This window comes from Sporosarcina beigongshangi, assembly GCF_033485195.1.
Lineage (GTDB): Bacteria > Bacillota > Bacilli > Bacillales_A > Planococcaceae > Sporosarcina > Sporosarcina beigongshangi.
Genome location: NZ_JAWLIR010000049.1, coordinates 1 through 15,723, shown reverse-complemented (window position 1 = coordinate 15,723; position 15,723 = coordinate 1). Strand labels below are relative to the sequence as shown.

The 15,723-nt window shown below is 38.2% G+C and carries 16 protein-coding genes; 2 read left to right on the top strand and 14 right to left on the bottom strand.

Annotated elements, in window-relative coordinates:
* Nucleotides 1–21 precede the first annotated feature (21 nt).
* Nucleotides 22–963, bottom strand: coding sequence for a heme o synthase (gene cyoE, locus R2B77_RS16165; RefSeq protein WP_212391535.1), 942 nt, complete (start codon nucleotides 961–963; stop codon nucleotides 22–24).
* 324 nt (nucleotides 964–1,287) lie between these two features.
* On the opposite strand from cyoE, the gene R2B77_RS16160 reads away from it, so the two are divergent.
* On the top strand, nucleotides 1,288–2,193 hold the full coding sequence (locus R2B77_RS16160; protein WP_203247744.1) for a chemotaxis protein: 906 nt from the start codon (nucleotides 1,288–1,290) through the stop codon (nucleotides 2,191–2,193).
* A gap of 37 nt (nucleotides 2,194–2,230) precedes the next feature.
* Here the strand turns inward: R2B77_RS16160 and R2B77_RS16155 are convergent, their stop codons facing one another.
* The 13 genes from R2B77_RS16155 to R2B77_RS16095 form a co-directional block, all read right to left on the bottom strand.
* Entirely contained in the window at nucleotides 2,231–2,653 is a 423-nt protein-coding gene (locus R2B77_RS16155) for a HEAT repeat domain-containing protein (RefSeq protein WP_212391551.1), read from the bottom strand.
* A 56-nt stretch (nucleotides 2,654–2,709) separates the two neighbouring features.
* A complete protein-coding gene (locus R2B77_RS16150) occupies nucleotides 2,710–2,883 on the bottom strand; it encodes a hypothetical protein (protein WP_203247742.1) in 174 nt (57 codons plus the stop codon).
* A gap of 42 nt (nucleotides 2,884–2,925) precedes the next feature.
* Nucleotides 2,926–4,005, bottom strand: a complete 1,080-nt coding sequence (locus tag R2B77_RS16145; protein WP_203247741.1) for a toxic anion resistance protein — start codon at nucleotides 4,003–4,005, stop codon at nucleotides 2,926–2,928.
* 25 nt (nucleotides 4,006–4,030) lie between these two features.
* A complete protein-coding gene (locus R2B77_RS16140; protein WP_203247740.1) occupies nucleotides 4,031–5,656 on the bottom strand; it encodes a YceG family protein in 1,626 nt (541 codons plus the stop codon).
* Nucleotides 5,657–5,688: 32 nt separating this feature from the next.
* Nucleotides 5,689–6,492 (bottom strand): HAD family hydrolase, encoded by an 804-nt coding sequence (locus R2B77_RS16135; protein WP_203247739.1) that lies wholly within the window; start codon nucleotides 6,490–6,492, stop codon nucleotides 5,689–5,691.
* A gap of 13 nt (nucleotides 6,493–6,505) precedes the next feature.
* A complete protein-coding gene (locus R2B77_RS16130; protein WP_203247738.1) occupies nucleotides 6,506–7,615 on the bottom strand; it encodes a cysteine protease StiP family protein in 1,110 nt (369 codons plus the stop codon).
* A 29-nt stretch (nucleotides 7,616–7,644) separates the two neighbouring features.
* Nucleotides 7,645–9,012 (bottom strand): phosphoribosyltransferase family protein, encoded by a 1,368-nt coding sequence (locus R2B77_RS16125; protein ID WP_203247737.1) that lies wholly within the window; start codon nucleotides 9,010–9,012, stop codon nucleotides 7,645–7,647.
* Complete coding sequence (locus R2B77_RS16120; protein WP_203247736.1) at nucleotides 9,009–10,220, bottom strand: HpcH/HpaI aldolase/citrate lyase family protein; 1,212 nt, start codon at nucleotides 10,218–10,220, stop codon at nucleotides 9,009–9,011. Before R2B77_RS16120 ends, R2B77_RS16125 begins: the two co-directional genes overlap by 4 nt.
* Before the next feature lie 208 nt (nucleotides 10,221–10,428).
* Entirely contained in the window at nucleotides 10,429–11,232 is an 804-nt protein-coding gene (locus R2B77_RS16115) for a TerC family protein (protein ID WP_203247735.1), read from the bottom strand.
* Between the two features lie 68 nt (nucleotides 11,233–11,300).
* The gene (locus R2B77_RS16110) at nucleotides 11,301–11,879 is read right to left on the bottom strand and encodes a TerD family protein (protein ID WP_203247734.1); all 579 of its coding nucleotides are present in this window, start codon (nucleotides 11,877–11,879) and stop codon (nucleotides 11,301–11,303) included.
* A gap of 52 nt (nucleotides 11,880–11,931) precedes the next feature.
* Nucleotides 11,932–12,516 carry a TerD family protein gene (locus R2B77_RS16105; RefSeq protein WP_203247733.1) on the bottom strand — a complete coding sequence of 195 codons (585 nt, stop codon included), beginning with the start codon at nucleotides 12,514–12,516 and terminating at the stop codon, nucleotides 11,932–11,934.
* A gap of 54 nt (nucleotides 12,517–12,570) precedes the next feature.
* Complete coding sequence (locus tag R2B77_RS16100; protein ID WP_203247732.1) at nucleotides 12,571–13,167, bottom strand: TerD family protein; 597 nt, start codon at nucleotides 13,165–13,167, stop codon at nucleotides 12,571–12,573.
* 222 nt (nucleotides 13,168–13,389) lie between these two features.
* Nucleotides 13,390–14,496, bottom strand: a complete 1,107-nt coding sequence (locus R2B77_RS16095; protein ID WP_203247731.1) for a tetraprenyl-beta-curcumene synthase family protein — start codon at nucleotides 14,494–14,496, stop codon at nucleotides 13,390–13,392.
* A 496-nt stretch (nucleotides 14,497–14,992) separates the two neighbouring features.
* Between R2B77_RS16095 and speD the strand changes: the two genes are divergently transcribed.
* Nucleotides 14,993–15,723: adenosylmethionine decarboxylase (gene speD, locus R2B77_RS16090; protein WP_322555756.1), on the top strand; the 731-nt coding region annotated here is incomplete at its 3' end.

Sequence of the window (15,723 nt, the reverse complement as noted above, 5' to 3'; positions counted from 1 at the left end):
AACCACCTGCTCTACTTGGTTTTAGTTAAAAATCGGTAATGTCACAATAATCATCGTTAAAAATAGAATAGCAATATAATTCACTGAAAACAGGAACATCATATGTGCCCATTTCAAATCATCCTTTGTAGAGAACCCTGTGAAGCTGGCAATTAACCATACCACATTCAAAGCTGTAGCTATAACGAGGAAGACAGTTCCTAATGAGCTTAAAAAGAACGGAAACGGTAGCAAACAAGCTATATAGACAGTAATTTGTCGCTTCGTAAATGCAAAACCATGAACAACTGGTAGCATGGCAACCTTAGCAGCCTTATATTCATCATACTTTTTCATAGCAATAACAAATGTATGGGGCATTTGCCATACAAATAAAATAAGTGCCAACACAATCGGTACAATATGGTAACCTGGAGCAATAGCTGTCCAACCAATTAACGGCGTCACTGCACCTGACACACTGCCGATAACTGTATTCAATGTATATTTACGTTTTGACCACATTGTATACAAAATGACATAGACAAACCAACCAACAAATGCGTAAATTACAGCCTCAAACGTAGTAAAAAATAAAACGATAAGACCGATTACAGATAAAGAAATCCCTAATATCAAAACAGTCTTCATAGAAATATGGCCAGTCACAGTTGGACGTTTTTTTGTACGCTCCATGACCGTGTCAATATCAGCGTCGTACCAATTATTTAAGATGAGAGCGCCAGCAATCACAAGCGCACTTCCTATCATAGTAAATAAAAAGACATCCCAGTTCGCAGCGAGTGTCGTATTCGAAAAGTGCAACGCCAACCAAAAACCAGTCAACACTGGCAAGACGTTTGCAATTAGGACAATTCCTTTAAACAATGATTTTAAATCAGCAATTTTAGTAGCTAACGTTCGTTCATTCGACATTGTAGCTTTCTCTACCTTCCGCTGAGAAGGTACCATAACTTTAGTCATCTATTTTTCTCTCCTCAAAAACGCCAGATGCTTTTCCAATAAAATAAATGCATAAATTCTTGGAACACTGACATACTTGATTTCATTTTACTATTACTCTTCAACTATGACAAAGAAAATTGCACTGTAAATTGAAGCGAATGTGAAGTTATCGTGAAAAAGTTCAAAATTCGTCACTTGATTTATCAATTCCATAAACTTTCACTATCAAATAGTCTCCTATTCATTTTCATCAAGGACAAGAGACCTAAAGACATAGTATAGGATATTTAACCATTTCATGATACAATCGAATTACTAAAGATAGATGAAGGAGATGTCTTCATGGAGGATAACAAAGGTATATTACTAGAGACTGGGACAAATGAACTTGAAATCGTAGAGTTTGAAGTAGGGAACAGCAAATTCGGCATCAACGTTATTAAGGTGAAAGAAATTATTCAACCGTTTCCAATCACTTTTATCCCCCATGCACACCCACATGTAGAGGGGATTATTCAATTGCGAGGTGAAGTATTACCCGTTGTCGATATGGTCAAAGTACTTGGCTTGACCACTGACAACCGGCATGCCGAGCAGAAATTTATCGTTGCTGAATTTAATAAACAAACGGTCGTTTTTCATGTTGACAGCGTATCCCAAATCCACCGAATTTCTTGGGAGCAAATTGAAAAACCTTCTGAAATGTATCAAGGTGGGAATTCACAAATTATTGGTGTCATTAAATACCAAGGCGAAATGATTTTGCTACTCGATTTCGAAAAAGTTGTCTTGGACATTAACCCAGACACTGGTATTAATGTCCAAGCAGTGAAAAAACTTGGTAAACGTGAGCGCTCTGATAAGAAAATTGTCATTGCAGAGGACTCACCACTCCTTCGTCAGCTATTGTCTGACACACTAGCTGAAGCCGGATATGTCAATCTTGAGTTTTTTGAAAATGGTAAAGAGGCCTTTATTCACTTAGAAAGTCTTGCCGACAAGGGTGGTAGTATTAGTGATCACGTCCAGTTTGTTATTACAGATATCGAAATGCCACAAATGGATGGCCATCACCTTACTAAAAAAATTAAAACACACCCGGTACTATCCAAGCTACCTGTTGTCATTTTCTCAAGCCTTATCACAGACACCTTACGTCATAAAGGCGATCAAGTTGGGGCAATTGAACAAATTAGTAAGCCTGAAATTGCAGAGCTGATTTTGAAAATTGATCGCCATATATTATAATAAAAATCCAGCCTCTCAAGTGAGAGGCTGGATTTTTTTATTTCCTTCTTGTCGCGGCAGTTGCCCATGTGTTTTCAAGCCACTTATCGAAGTCAGCGCCCTTATCACCTTCATACGTATCATACAGATCTAATCTCATCTTTTTCAATTTTTCTTTAAAATCTTCATACGTATGATCCGCAGGCAAACTCTTCTTAATTCTTGACCATACTTTATTTGCATCTTTAATCAGTTCATGTTCATTTCTTGCTGGCAATCGAACATCTTCTCCAAAGTTTTTAAGCTGGCGATAAGCCGCCTCTTGCACTTTATAGACAGCATCATTGTTCATTCTATAGACGAGTACATCTATAATTCGTTTATGCTTCCATTTGCCCAATTCTTCGACTGCATCAAAGCGTTCTCTCCAATTTGATGCTCGGTTGATTGATTTCTTTAATTCCTCATAATTGGGCGGCATTTCATTTTTAATTGACAACTATTCCAATCTCCTTCTTTAGCTACATATCGTACTACTTATGAACCCATTTTCCGACGTGCACTACTTACTTTTTTAGCTTGTTGACTTTGCATTTTCTTTGCAGATGAGCCTGCATTTCCTTTAGCATTATTAGTAGCCGTATTATTTTTCTTTGCTTCTAACTGTTTTTGAATTGCTTCTTTTAAACTCATTTTCTTCTGTTCAGTCATTGTATATCCCTCCATTGTTTCTTTATTATACTCGAAATTTGATTAATTCATAGATAATACTTTTTTTGCGTCCTCACGTAATGTTTCTAAACGCTTGCGATCCTCAATTCGTTGCATCGATTGTTCTTCTTTTACTTTTTTATATTCATCAATACCCGAAACAATGGTATCCCACATGTTTTCGATTGTTTCCATTTTAATGCTGGCACTACCCGAACGTTGAGCAATTTCAACGCTTTGCTTCATAATGTCACTTGTAACATCCTGCAACATCTGATTGGCGCGGTCTTCAAAGGCATTTAAAGAATCGGAATGTACTTTTTGACGCTTTGCACTAACCGTATTAATAATTCCCATTTTAAAAATCGGAATCGTCGTTACGAAAGCACTATTGATCTTAGCGACTAAATCATTATTCCCTCTTTGCATCGTTTTAATTTGAGGAGCAGCAATAACGGCTACCATTCGCGCCTTTTCTAAATCGTCAATTTTACGCTCTAATAGTTCTTTGACACCTACTAAATTTTCAAGCTCCATGCGAGCCATTTGATCGCCATTATCCACTTTTTGCTGGCAGTGTGGAATTAAAGAATTATTAACTTCTTCTAGCTTCATTTCAGCCGCAACTACATATTTCTCTAATTCGAAATAGTATTCAACATCTTCCGCATAAAGACCTTCTAGCTCACGATTGGATTGCTTTAGTTCTTCTTCAATAATGGCGAATTGACCGTGAATTTTTTCAATCTCGCCGCCCAAAGTTTGATACTTTTTAAACATCGCTTCCGCCTGTTGCTTAGCACGTTTAAAGAGTTTATTGAATAAGCTTGGGTCTTTCGTAATTTCATTGCGATCAAATCGCTTCATTAACTTCTCCAACTGATTCAGTAATTCACCAGAGTCATCTAATTTAGACATCGTCATCGTGTTTAAAATCCGATCAGAAAAGCGTGACAGTCGATCTGCTGGCTCTCGTCCTAGTGACAACAATTCTGTTTGATCTCGAATGTCCATCTTGCTGACAATTTGTAACACCTCTGGCTCTTGGCGCATTTGAAGTCGTAATTCGTTAGCAGATTGTTCATTTAACTCTTCTTTTTGCAGTACAACTGGCATCGTCATAATAAAATCTCCTATCTATTTATAATCAAAAAATATTTTTAATGAATTTCTTAAATATCGATTGTTCTTTCGGTTGATACTGCTGATATTCTTGACCAAATACCATATCCTCCAACCAGTGAACATCGTAATTTTCAGGGTTTATATATTCTTCAATATCAGTATGCCCAGCCGGATTATAAAGGATAATGTCCACACCAAACCGGTTAAGGAATAATAGCAAGGCCGCATCTTCGCGCGATGGCGCACCATTGTTCTCCATATTATATAACACAAGTCGCGGCACTTCTTGTGAATAATCAAATCCTTGTAGTAATTGTAAAATTTCTTCTGATAGCATACTTGCTTGTTTAAATATGAATAACTGTAAATCATACAATGATTCGTGATCCAATTTATGTAGCCTCGGCTGCTCACAGCATTCTTTTATTGTATAGGCAATGGCATTTTGTAGGCCAGCATATAAATGTCCGTAACGCCACCAATTACTTTTCACCATTTTTTCAGGGGATAATAGCCCCTCTCGATCCAATGACTGCTGATAATGAAAATGATAATTGGCTTTCGTAGTTGTCGCATAAGGGAATTGCAAAATGCTTAACGCATTCGGTTCATTTGTCAGCTGATGCATCCGCTGCCAGTAATCATCTCGGTCACTCGATACACCCTTTATTTTGGCAAACACAACGGGAATCGACACAAGTTTCCCCTTGACTTTGAAATCAGGTCGAATCATCGCCTTCTCTTTCGAATAAATAAAAATATCGTCATAGGTCATACGCAGAGTGAGTGCAGTAGGAATATACTCCCTAAATTGCCATGGCTTATAGACACCTGACTGATGATCATTCATCATTTTTTCTAGTTGTTTGTTAGCACGATACGCTACAGTTGTTTCACGATCTCTAATTTGTGTTGGAAATGGCTGCAATTGTCCTTTATCCGGATAGCTGTAGACGACTGAAAATTGATTATCTGAATCTACTTCAGCAAACGAATCCTGCGCTCCTGGATGAAAAATAACTACATCGCATCCGAACTCCATTAACAACAGTAAAAAATATTGTTGACTGCTCGATAACTCCCCATACCAAACAACTTTGGGGAAATCTTCACCTATGACAAGTGATTCAGACCACTTTTCCCAGTGATTTTTTAACCACTTGACAATATCTATCAAAAACCGGCGAAACTCTGGCGACTGCAAGCCACTATTTTGGTGTTGTTGGAAATGATTAACGATTTTTATTGTCGATAATTGCACATGGCGGTTAATCGCAGGGTCCTTATGTTTTGGGATTAAGTTTTTGCCATACATAAATGCAATGAGTCGATTAATCGACAAACCCTTCGGTTCTTTTTGATGCATTTGAAGAATTTCCTGGATCGATTGAAAATCCTGTGTTTCAATAGTTTTATCTAACTCTTCACTCAGTACGTGAATGAAGGGCTTGTGATGCATATCAAATAAAGAATTATAATATTCATCCTCCACTAAAGGAACACCTAAAACGCGAAGTCCTATTCTGTTAAACCGAAAAGTCGAGTCATCCACAACATAGGATGGTCGATCTCGTACAGTGGCAATAAACACAGCCAACCAATCCGTTGTTGAAGTATATAAAATAGGTTCTATTTGCAAATTGCTCACCTAACGCCCTCCCTTCCTCAGAGACATAACGCTTACTTCTGTATTGTCATTTGTAAAAGCTGTCTAAGTAGTTCATCCGCAGAATTAGCCCCTTTACCTTTCAACCAAGTCACCATCGAATCATCGCCGTACTGCCTAAACAATTCTCCATGAGCTGGGCTGTAGCTAATTCCTGCTTGTCTAAGCATATCATAATCCATCAATGAATCTCCTGCCGCAACATGTATGTCATAATCCACACAACTTTTCAGATACGCCACTGCCGATGCTTTGTTTAGTTGAATCGGAAGGAAATATAGTTTTCTACCTTGTAGAAACAGTTTCCAGCCAATTGTAGCCAGTTTTCTTTCAAATTCAATGAGCTCTCCAAAAGGAACGTTTTGTTCATTGATGTGGAACATATAAAAAAACTCATCAACCACATGTTCTTTTAAGACCCAGTCATTATGACGTATTTCAGCAAATAGCTGTAAAAAATCTTCTTTTGAAACAGAGGTTGTAGTTATTTTTTCTTGAATCTTTCGGCCCCATTCGATATCTAGTTGGCCATCCACTTGAATAGTTCCACCATTGCTCATAATGGCATATTTCGGTTGAAGCCATTGCTGAAAAGCTGCAATTCGTTCGTATTGATAAATGGCCCTTGTCGTAACAGGTACAAATAGATGATTTTCATGAAACTGTGAGAGTTTTTCAATAGAATACTGCGACATAAAACTAATTACTTTTTCGCCTTTATATTCCACAGCCGTAACGGCATTATCACTCGGATATTTCTTCATCATACTCGCTGAATACAGTAAAGTTCGATCTAGATCAGATGTAAATAAAATCAAAGCTACACTACCTTTACAACTCTTTAATAATGCCGCAACACGAATACGACATTTCGGTAAATTCTTCAACAGGAACATTGCGTTCTTTTGCAAGAAGCAAAATATGTGTTAAATCGCTGGAGAAGTTGGGATTAATCAAAATTTTCCACGGCACTCTGCGCAATAATACACGTGTCGTTTCACCAATTCCTGGTTTGATAAAATGCTGATTATCAATTTCGAATTTCTCTTGGATTCGTTCAACAGATTGTATACCTATCCATGAAGGCTTTGAATCCTTTTGCGAGACGGAAGCTAACGCTTTTTCTACATCTTGCTGCACATCAGCAAATGTCTGCTCAATTACATCAACATACAAGTTGGAAACGTCCACAGCTGCTAATTCTTTATAATATTTAGCACCGTGGAAATCACCCTTCTCCATAAAATTATAATTTAAGACAGTTCGGCTGACTAGCCCAGAAACAGTTGAATTTAAACAAGCAGATGGGATTAAAAAATCATCCCTCGTTCCATAAATGCTGACGCAATGTCCCGGATCGGCTAATACAGCTAAACTCCCATCTATTTTATCAGTGTATGTCGCATTATAACGCAAACAAGATTGCTCCAATTCACTCGTAATCGCACCTTTACCTGTCCAGCCATCGACAAACTGTATTTTCGCCCCTGGATGCTGCTCGAAAATATACTGGATAGCCACTTCATCAATCCCTCGTCCTCTAATAATAGAAATCGAATAGTGTGGAATTGAAATCCCGTACTTGAATTGCAAATATCTTTTAATGAGCACACCAATCGGCGTACCTGCTCTTGCAAGGCTAACGATTACTAGCTGATCTAACCCGTTGCGTTCTCGTATCTGCTCTGCGACTACACCAACAGCAATCCCAATTCGGTTTGCATACATGTCTAATGTGCTGTGAAATAAGGCGATATAATCCTGCGTAGGCTGATATTCAACCGGGAGCATTTCCGAATAATGCGTACCTGTTTGAATAAGGCCTTCCCGTTCCTCTGTATTTTTTTCCATGACATACTGGCCAATATCACGCAGTAAAAAAATAACATCATCCGACTTATAACTCCCCATCTGATCCGGCTTCACTTTGGATGTAAGCATCTATTACCCCTCCTTTCTATAATGACCGGCTATAGCATAGTAACAATTGTAATATGAGAAATCATTGTTTTGCTTAATTCATTCAACAATGAGTCAAATTCATTTTTTCCTGATACTCTTTCTACAAAAACAAATAATTCATCATATTGATTCGCTGTAATATTATATAAATAATTAGTCAAACCCGCATTTTCCGGGCTATCAAAAATGAATTTATTACGGATTGTATAATTTTCTTTATCTGTTGGATGAATCGGACTCCTAGTCGTCGCTTGGAAATAGACATCGGGTCCCATAGACGAGGCAATTTGCATGGGCACAAACATGAATTCCCCTGTTCCGATGACTAATGTCTTAGCTCCTTGACGCCGTTCCTTTAGTACACTCGCTACCAGCTGAAGTTGTTGCTGAAATGTGTGATCCTCCTCAATCGTATGTCCAAATCGACCTGTCACGGCTAAGTAAGGAGTATCATTTTGGAGACCATTTGCGCAAATTGACGTCACATTTTCCAAAAACTCGGGGCTTAAATAATCTGCCATCGACAAATAAGTGATTTCCTGCACTCCGTCCGAAACGACTTCAGCGACATCTTCAGTTAAAATAGGCTGCCCCTTAACAGAGATAGTTCCATCTAATAGCGTAACAGCATGAATGGTAATGCCTAATTCCTTCTCCAACTCACGATATCTTTGACGGTGTTCTATAGAACGCCAATCCAAAATCGAAACGACCGTAAAGATTTTTTTCGATGGGTATGCAGCGACAATTGTTTGAATAATATTGATAGCCGTCTTCCCTGTTGTAATTTCATCGTCGACTAATACAACTTCACTGTCGTCCTGGAAAAAACGTGAATCACGTGCATAAACCCGATGGTTCGTAGCATGTGAATGCTCTTCCTCAAAATAAATAACAGAAGGACGTTCGTTGATTTGCTCCCTCGTCGTGTGTATATATTTTGCATTATTTTCAAATGTACTAAAGAGAGCATGACCAAGCGCCGTAGCTGTTTCAGCAAAACCAATAAATGTAGTGGGCTTTAACAAATGAATCGGTTCATCGCGAAGCAATTGGAGTAGCTCGGCTGTTTGTTCATTCGTCTGAATGGCTTTCGCAATTGCAATTGCGCGGGGATCCTGAATCCCATGAACGACTTCCAGATAGCGCATCGCTAGAAGATTACCGATTAGCAACGGGATGTGTGGATTAACGGCGAGATGCTTCCCCAGTACCTTACTAACAAACAAAAAACTTCTTTTTTTATTAATACGTGTGGCCATTTGGAATAGCTCGTCTAGTTGAAAATGATAAGGATTTTCATAAACGTCTACTTCAACAGTTAAGTTATCTAATACATGATAGGTAGCTTTTGTTGCAAGAACACTCGATGTCATACCTTCACCTCGTAAAATTCCTCTTCATGCTGCGTATCCATAATAAGACTTGTAAAGTCTTGGTCTTCATTATATACACCAAAAATCCGCGCTTGTAGCAGTATTCGTTTTGCCCAATACAAATGAGGCTTCATTTCATTCATTTTATTATTATATTGACTTTTTAACACACCCGCCTGTCCTTCACTGTTTGCAATAATACTCAAAGCATCCGAGTACTCTTCATGACTTACCGTGTACAGTGAGTGCACTGTTTTAATATGAGTAGGGTGTATTACCGTTTTCCCAACGATACCATTCAAACGATCTAATAATACTTCGTTTATCAAACCATCTATATAATGATTGATAATTTCTGTTCGTTTTTGCATACCCGTTCTCCCGTAACGATCTTGGAAAGGCGTCATACGGAGTTTTGATTTCAAAATACGTTGATCCTTCGAAAAGTATTCCCATACTGGACCTGAAACGATATAGCCATTTTCTTGTCGATTAAATAGATTCAAAATATCTGTGATACAATCCCGTATTAACGCAACATCATAAATTGTCGTATCCACATTTCTGCGAATGCCAAATAAACCACAAAAGTCAGTAGCTCCAATTCGAATATTTAGAATATAGGCTCGGTATGTGTCTATTAGTTCCTTCAACTTCAAAAGAGTAGCAATTCTGGTTTCCTTGTAGATAATATCAGAGGATTCTAAAATAGGCATACCGTATAGCAACATGCCATCACGGTTGTTTGCTTCGAGGATGGCTAAGTATTCTTTTCCTGTTTCATAAGAAAATTTCGGGAAAACATAACCTGTTAGAACGCGTTGATAGTTTCCAAGCTGGGTTGTTATTCGCTGCATTTGTTTCGGATTTCTAAGACGCACAAAAATGAGGGGCAAATCGTCAATCGTTATCAATTGTTTGTCCAGAGCATTGGACAATGCCTGGATTTGAACAAATAGATTATGCTCAGCATCTCGTAGCTGATTGTCACCAACCGCATCTTCCAAATCGATAACCATCGACGTCAGTCCTGAAATCTTTTTGTCAATCAAATCTTGGGCGATACTCTTTTTTAAAGCGGGCATATACAGTGTTGCACCGAGCGCATAAGAGAGTATTTCTTTTTCAGTAAACTTTGTAAAATGCTCCGGCTCTTGAAAGAAAATCTCTTGTCTTCTTTCAAGTGTTTCGTAATCAAAGTGTTTCATATTTATCCCCTCTCTATGTTATCCGCTTTCATTTAACTAATAAAAAAGGGCTACTGCTTGTACAGTAGCCAGTTCAATTACGGCCGGCGTAATTGTGTCAGATTTTGAATTGCGCTTGCGCAATTAACACCTTTCAAAATCTATGACATCCTCCGGAGGATTCAACTTGATTCAGCAGGAAATTTCTGCTGGAGCAAGTTGAAAAAAATTATTTTTCTGTGTCCTCTTGTGTAGCTGTTGTTTCTTGCGAGACCACTTTAATTTCGTTTTGTGCTTTCTTTTTATTGATATAATGAACAATAAAAGTTGCCGCAAAAGCAAAGATTAAGATCGCGAAAAACGCCATATGCGGAAGATTATAGCCAAATGCACCTGCAAACATTTTCGCTGAAATAATTCCAATTAAGATAAAAGCAGTACTTTCAAGCTCAGGGACCTTTTCAATCAACGTTAGGAATACTCCAGCAATTGTACGCATCATGAGAATTCCAAGCATACCACCGACTAACAGCACCCAAACTTCTTCGGATACAGCAAATGCAGCTAAAATTGAATCCACAGAAAATGCAATATCCATTAGCTCAACTGAAACAACAGTTGCCCAAAACGTACCAAATACACGAACCATCCAAGATTTTTTGTTAAACTCTCTACCTTCATCCTCGTCCGCAGCCTTACTCCGGAAGTGGGAAATAACAATCCAAGCTAAATAGGCGGCACCCAAGACTTTAATGAATGTGAATTTAACAAGATAGACACCAACCCCTATGAAGACAAAACGGAAGAAATAAGCACCAAACATACCATACATCAGAGCTTTCTTACGCTGTTTCTCTGGAAGGTGTTTTACTAATACAGCTAAAACAAGTGCGTTATCCGCTGATAACAATCCTTCAATAATGATTAATGTACCAATAAGTCCCCAGCTGACTGGATCCGATAATACTTCTACCCAATGAGCGTAATCAAAAAATAAGGCATACGTACTTAATATCTCATTAATAACATCCAATTTCGGTATCCTCCAAAATAATTCCAAATTTAACTAGAGAGGGGCTAGCCTCTCTAGAATTACATTCCTTATGCATCGAGCCCGTAAGCATGAACTAAAGATTGCAGTCCACCTTGATAGCCTGAACCAACTGCGTTAAACTTCCAATCATTCGCATGTCTGTACACTTCACAAAATACGACTGCCGTTTCCACGCTGAAATCTTCTCCCAAATCGTAGCGGAGTACTTCTGCACCCGTGTCTTCATTTACAAGACGAACATAGGCATTCGAAATTTGTCCGAAATTTTGACGGCGCAGTTCTGCGTCGTGAATTGTTACCGTAATCGCTACTTTGTCAACATCTTGCGGCACTCTCGATAGGTTGACGCTAATATACTCGTCATCCCCATCTCCTTCTCCAGTTCGATTATCGCCCGCGTGGGTAACAGAGCCATCGGTACTTTTCAAGTTATTATAAAAAATAAAATCTTGTTCAGTACGACATTTACCAGCGGCGTTTAGCAAAAATGCAGATGCATCGAGGTCAAAATCCTGCCCGCCATCGAATTGTTTAACATCCCAGCCTAAGCCGATACCAATTTTTTGTAAAGTAGGATCATTTTTTGTTAAGTCTATACGCTGACCTTTACTTAATTGAATTGCCATAAGTGATATCTTCCTTTCTATTATGCAAACATTTTGACGACCTTCGTAATGATTAGCCTACTTGTAGACCAAAATCATTACATAACGCAGCTAGTCCACCTTGATACCCTGAACCAACAGCACTAAATTTCCACTCACCATTATGGCGATATAACTCTCCAACAACAACAGCTGTTTCAATACTGAAATCTTCTCCTAAATCATAACGAATCAGCTCTGCATTCGAATCTTCATTCACAATACGAATAAATGCGTTTGAGACCATACCGAAATTTTGGTTTCTTGCCTCTGCATCATGAATCGTAACTGCAAAAGAAACCTTTTCAATACTTGAAGGGATATCATTGATGATGATTTTCACTTGCTCATCATCCCCATCACCATCACCTGTTAGGTTATCCCCTGAGTGAACTACCGCGCCATTTGCACCAGTTGTGTTGTTATAAAATACAAAGTCTTGTCCACCTGATACTTTGCCATTGGCGTTTAATAAAAATACTGATGCGTCTAGGTCAAAATCCTGTCCACCATCATATTTATTAACATCCCATCCAAGACCTACAACTAGTTTAGATAAACCTGGATTCGTTTTTGTTAAATCAACCTTCTGACCTTTTGCTAAAGAAATAACTCCCATTTAATAAAACCTCCTAATTAATATAGTAATGCTACATTTATTTCCGTTATCAAGTTACTGGAACCTTTTACTAATCCCTGTTAGGTTTTGATCTGTCGTACCATCTCCAACAGCACCAAATTTCCATTCTTCGTTATGACGATAAATCTCACCCGTGACAAGTGAAGTTAGTCCTCCATAATTTTCAGATAAGTTATATCGGACTAATTCGCTCCCTGTTTTCGGATCAACTATGCGAATATAAGCGTTTTGAATCATACCAAAATCCTGTTTTCTTTTCACGCAATCATAGATATTAACGACGAAAACAAGTTTATTGATACGAGCAGGAACAGAATTTAATTCCACCATGATGACCTCATCGTCACCATCGCCCTCCCCCGTTGTATTGTCTCCATAATGGACAACAGACTGGCATTCACTTTTCAGATTTCCGAAATAGACAAGATCATTTTTATTAATGAATTTATCATCCGTCAACATAAATACCGATGCATCACAATCAATTTCCGGCGCTGATTTAAAGGCAGCAAAAAGCCCGCCGCCTTTTGCTTTTACTGGGTCCCAGCCTAAGCCCACTTGAATGCGATTTAAGCCCGAATTTCCTTTAGTCAAATCAATTCTTTGACCCTTTTGTAAACTAATAGCCATTTTTTCATCTCCTCATTCGTATAATGATATTAATTTAGTCATATAAAAATTATCATACCAAGCAATCTTTCTTAGAGCAAACACAAGGTTTAAAATAGGATAAGCATTTATATATACGTTGCTTCTCCGAAAAAGTTTCATATTTACTGAGAACGTTTTATAATTTTCTCATCGGCTCCCGTTTTGTAACGGAACAAATCTACCACTAGTTCAAATTGCTTTTTAAATAAGTAAGCAAGCATTTTTCAGAAGGCTTTTTTCAATAAAAAAACGCTGCTGTAACCATCTATACGCCCGCCCATTCCAATAGAAAAAGTAACTAACCTTGCCGCCCTGCCTCATCACTTTTTTGGAGAGCGCTCTCACTTCCTTCTGCTCATTCACCTTACGATCAGATAAATAAACTCCCAGTAAGCCTCGATTAATCAATTTGTGAAATTTCCGATCAGGTAAAACAAGCGTGTGCTGATCTGCCTGCTGTAAAAAATAGATTAAGCGATGACTTAGCTCCAGATTACTTTCATAATAAAAACAAAAATTTAAGTCCCCCTCCGCCCGATCCTCATCCTGATCAATAAAATAATCCAACAAAATGTGCAACCCTTGAATGTATGGGAAATATCCATTTCGAATCATCTCCGCATGGGACGCTTTAAAATCGCTGCGTAACGCATATGATACGAGACCAAAAATTCCTAGCGTAGAACCCGAACAGGCTGAAAATTCATACCAGCTCATCTCTGGAAGTTTGTGTTTGTTTTCTTCATACCAGCCTTTTAATCGTTCCTCACGCTCTTCTATACAAACATGCTTATGAATTTGTAATTCACAGTAATATTGGCAAAGCTCATGTAAATAAGGCATGATTATTACGTAATGTGGCATATTACCTAGTACAGACTGACATGTTCGCATCAGCTCTAGTAGATAGCCACCATCATCCTGGTCATCACGAAAACGATAATAGGATTGCGGCAATGCATCAACAGTGACTGCATCCATCATGGACTCATGTAAAGCCTTGAAATCTTGTGGGTTGAGCGATGTACTTCTATCACATAAATTGTCTAAGTAATCACTGATTGTCTGATAAGCAACGATAAATTTAATAGCTGCGTCTCTGTCTCCGAGTGCCGTCAAAGCCATAATGGCACCACCCTCACAGTGGAATTTTTTATGTTCAATACTGGCTAACGCCTGCTCTCTCAATTCCTTATTTGGAATGTCCAGCGCTCTTTTTTTCCAATACGCTAGTTCCTCGTGAACAGCAGGCATAATATGTCGATACACTTGATGCATTAAGGACAGCGAATGTACAGGCAACTTCATTTTCAACACCTCATTTCTTACTACAAACTAAGATCAATTGCGCCTCGGCGTAATTGCGTTGGGATTTTGAATTGTGCACAGCACAATTAACTCCCCTCAAAATCCCTAACATCCGCCGGAGGCTTAACTTGAATCAGCAAATGTATTTGTACTGAAAGCGAAGCGTCAGCTACAGGGAGTTTGAACACCCTTTGATTGAAATGCTTTTCCAGCATTCATCCCATCGCTTATAGAAGTGGAGGACTTCTGCTGAATCAAGTTTTAGCGGCTTCCGAAGAACGTAATTTTATGAATAGATGGGCGTTTCATAATAACCTTAAAGTAATTAGAATATATTGAAAAGTAGTACTCAAATTATTATTTTTCAAAATAATATTGACAGGAGAAAGTTATACTTTATATTTAAAGTTGAATCAACTTTATAATCGCTTAACTTCTGTTCTAATGCGACTTGTACCATTGATTCAACAAATTAGATTTCATAATGAGAGGCGTGATGATTGGGTTGGAAAATAAGCTGAAACTGTATGGCTTTAACAACCTCACCAAAACACTTAGCTTCAACATCTATGATGTAAGCTATGCAAAAAGTGAGCGAGAGCAAAAAGATTATATTGCTTATATTGACGAGCAGTATAATTCTGAGCGACTAACGAACATCCTGTATACAGTAACAGAAATCATTGGAGCACATGTCCTCAATGTAAGTAAACAGGATTATGACCCCCAAGGTGCTAGTGTAACCATCCTTATTTCGGAAGAGGCAATTCCAGTTGGTTTGATTGACGAATCTTGCAACCGTGGTGAGGTCGATATTTTAAAGACTCGCGAAACGGTAGTAGGTCATCTAGATAAAAGCCATGTTACGGTGCATACCTACCCAGAGTATCATCCAGATAACTCAATTGCCACATTCCGTGTTGATATAGACGTTTCAACATGCGGCGAAATTTCTCCTTTAACCGCTTTAGATTATTTAATAGGAAGTTTTGATTCTGATATCATTACGACTGATTATCGTGTCCGTGGATTTACACGTGATGAACGAGGACGTAAATTATTCATCGATCACAAAATGACTTCCATTCAAGATTATATTGATGCAGACACTTTACAAAAATATGATGCGATTGATGTGAATGTCTATCAATCGAATATTTTTCATACAAAGCTACTCATTAAAGATATCGATCTACAAAATTATTTATTCAATACAGATGTCTATGA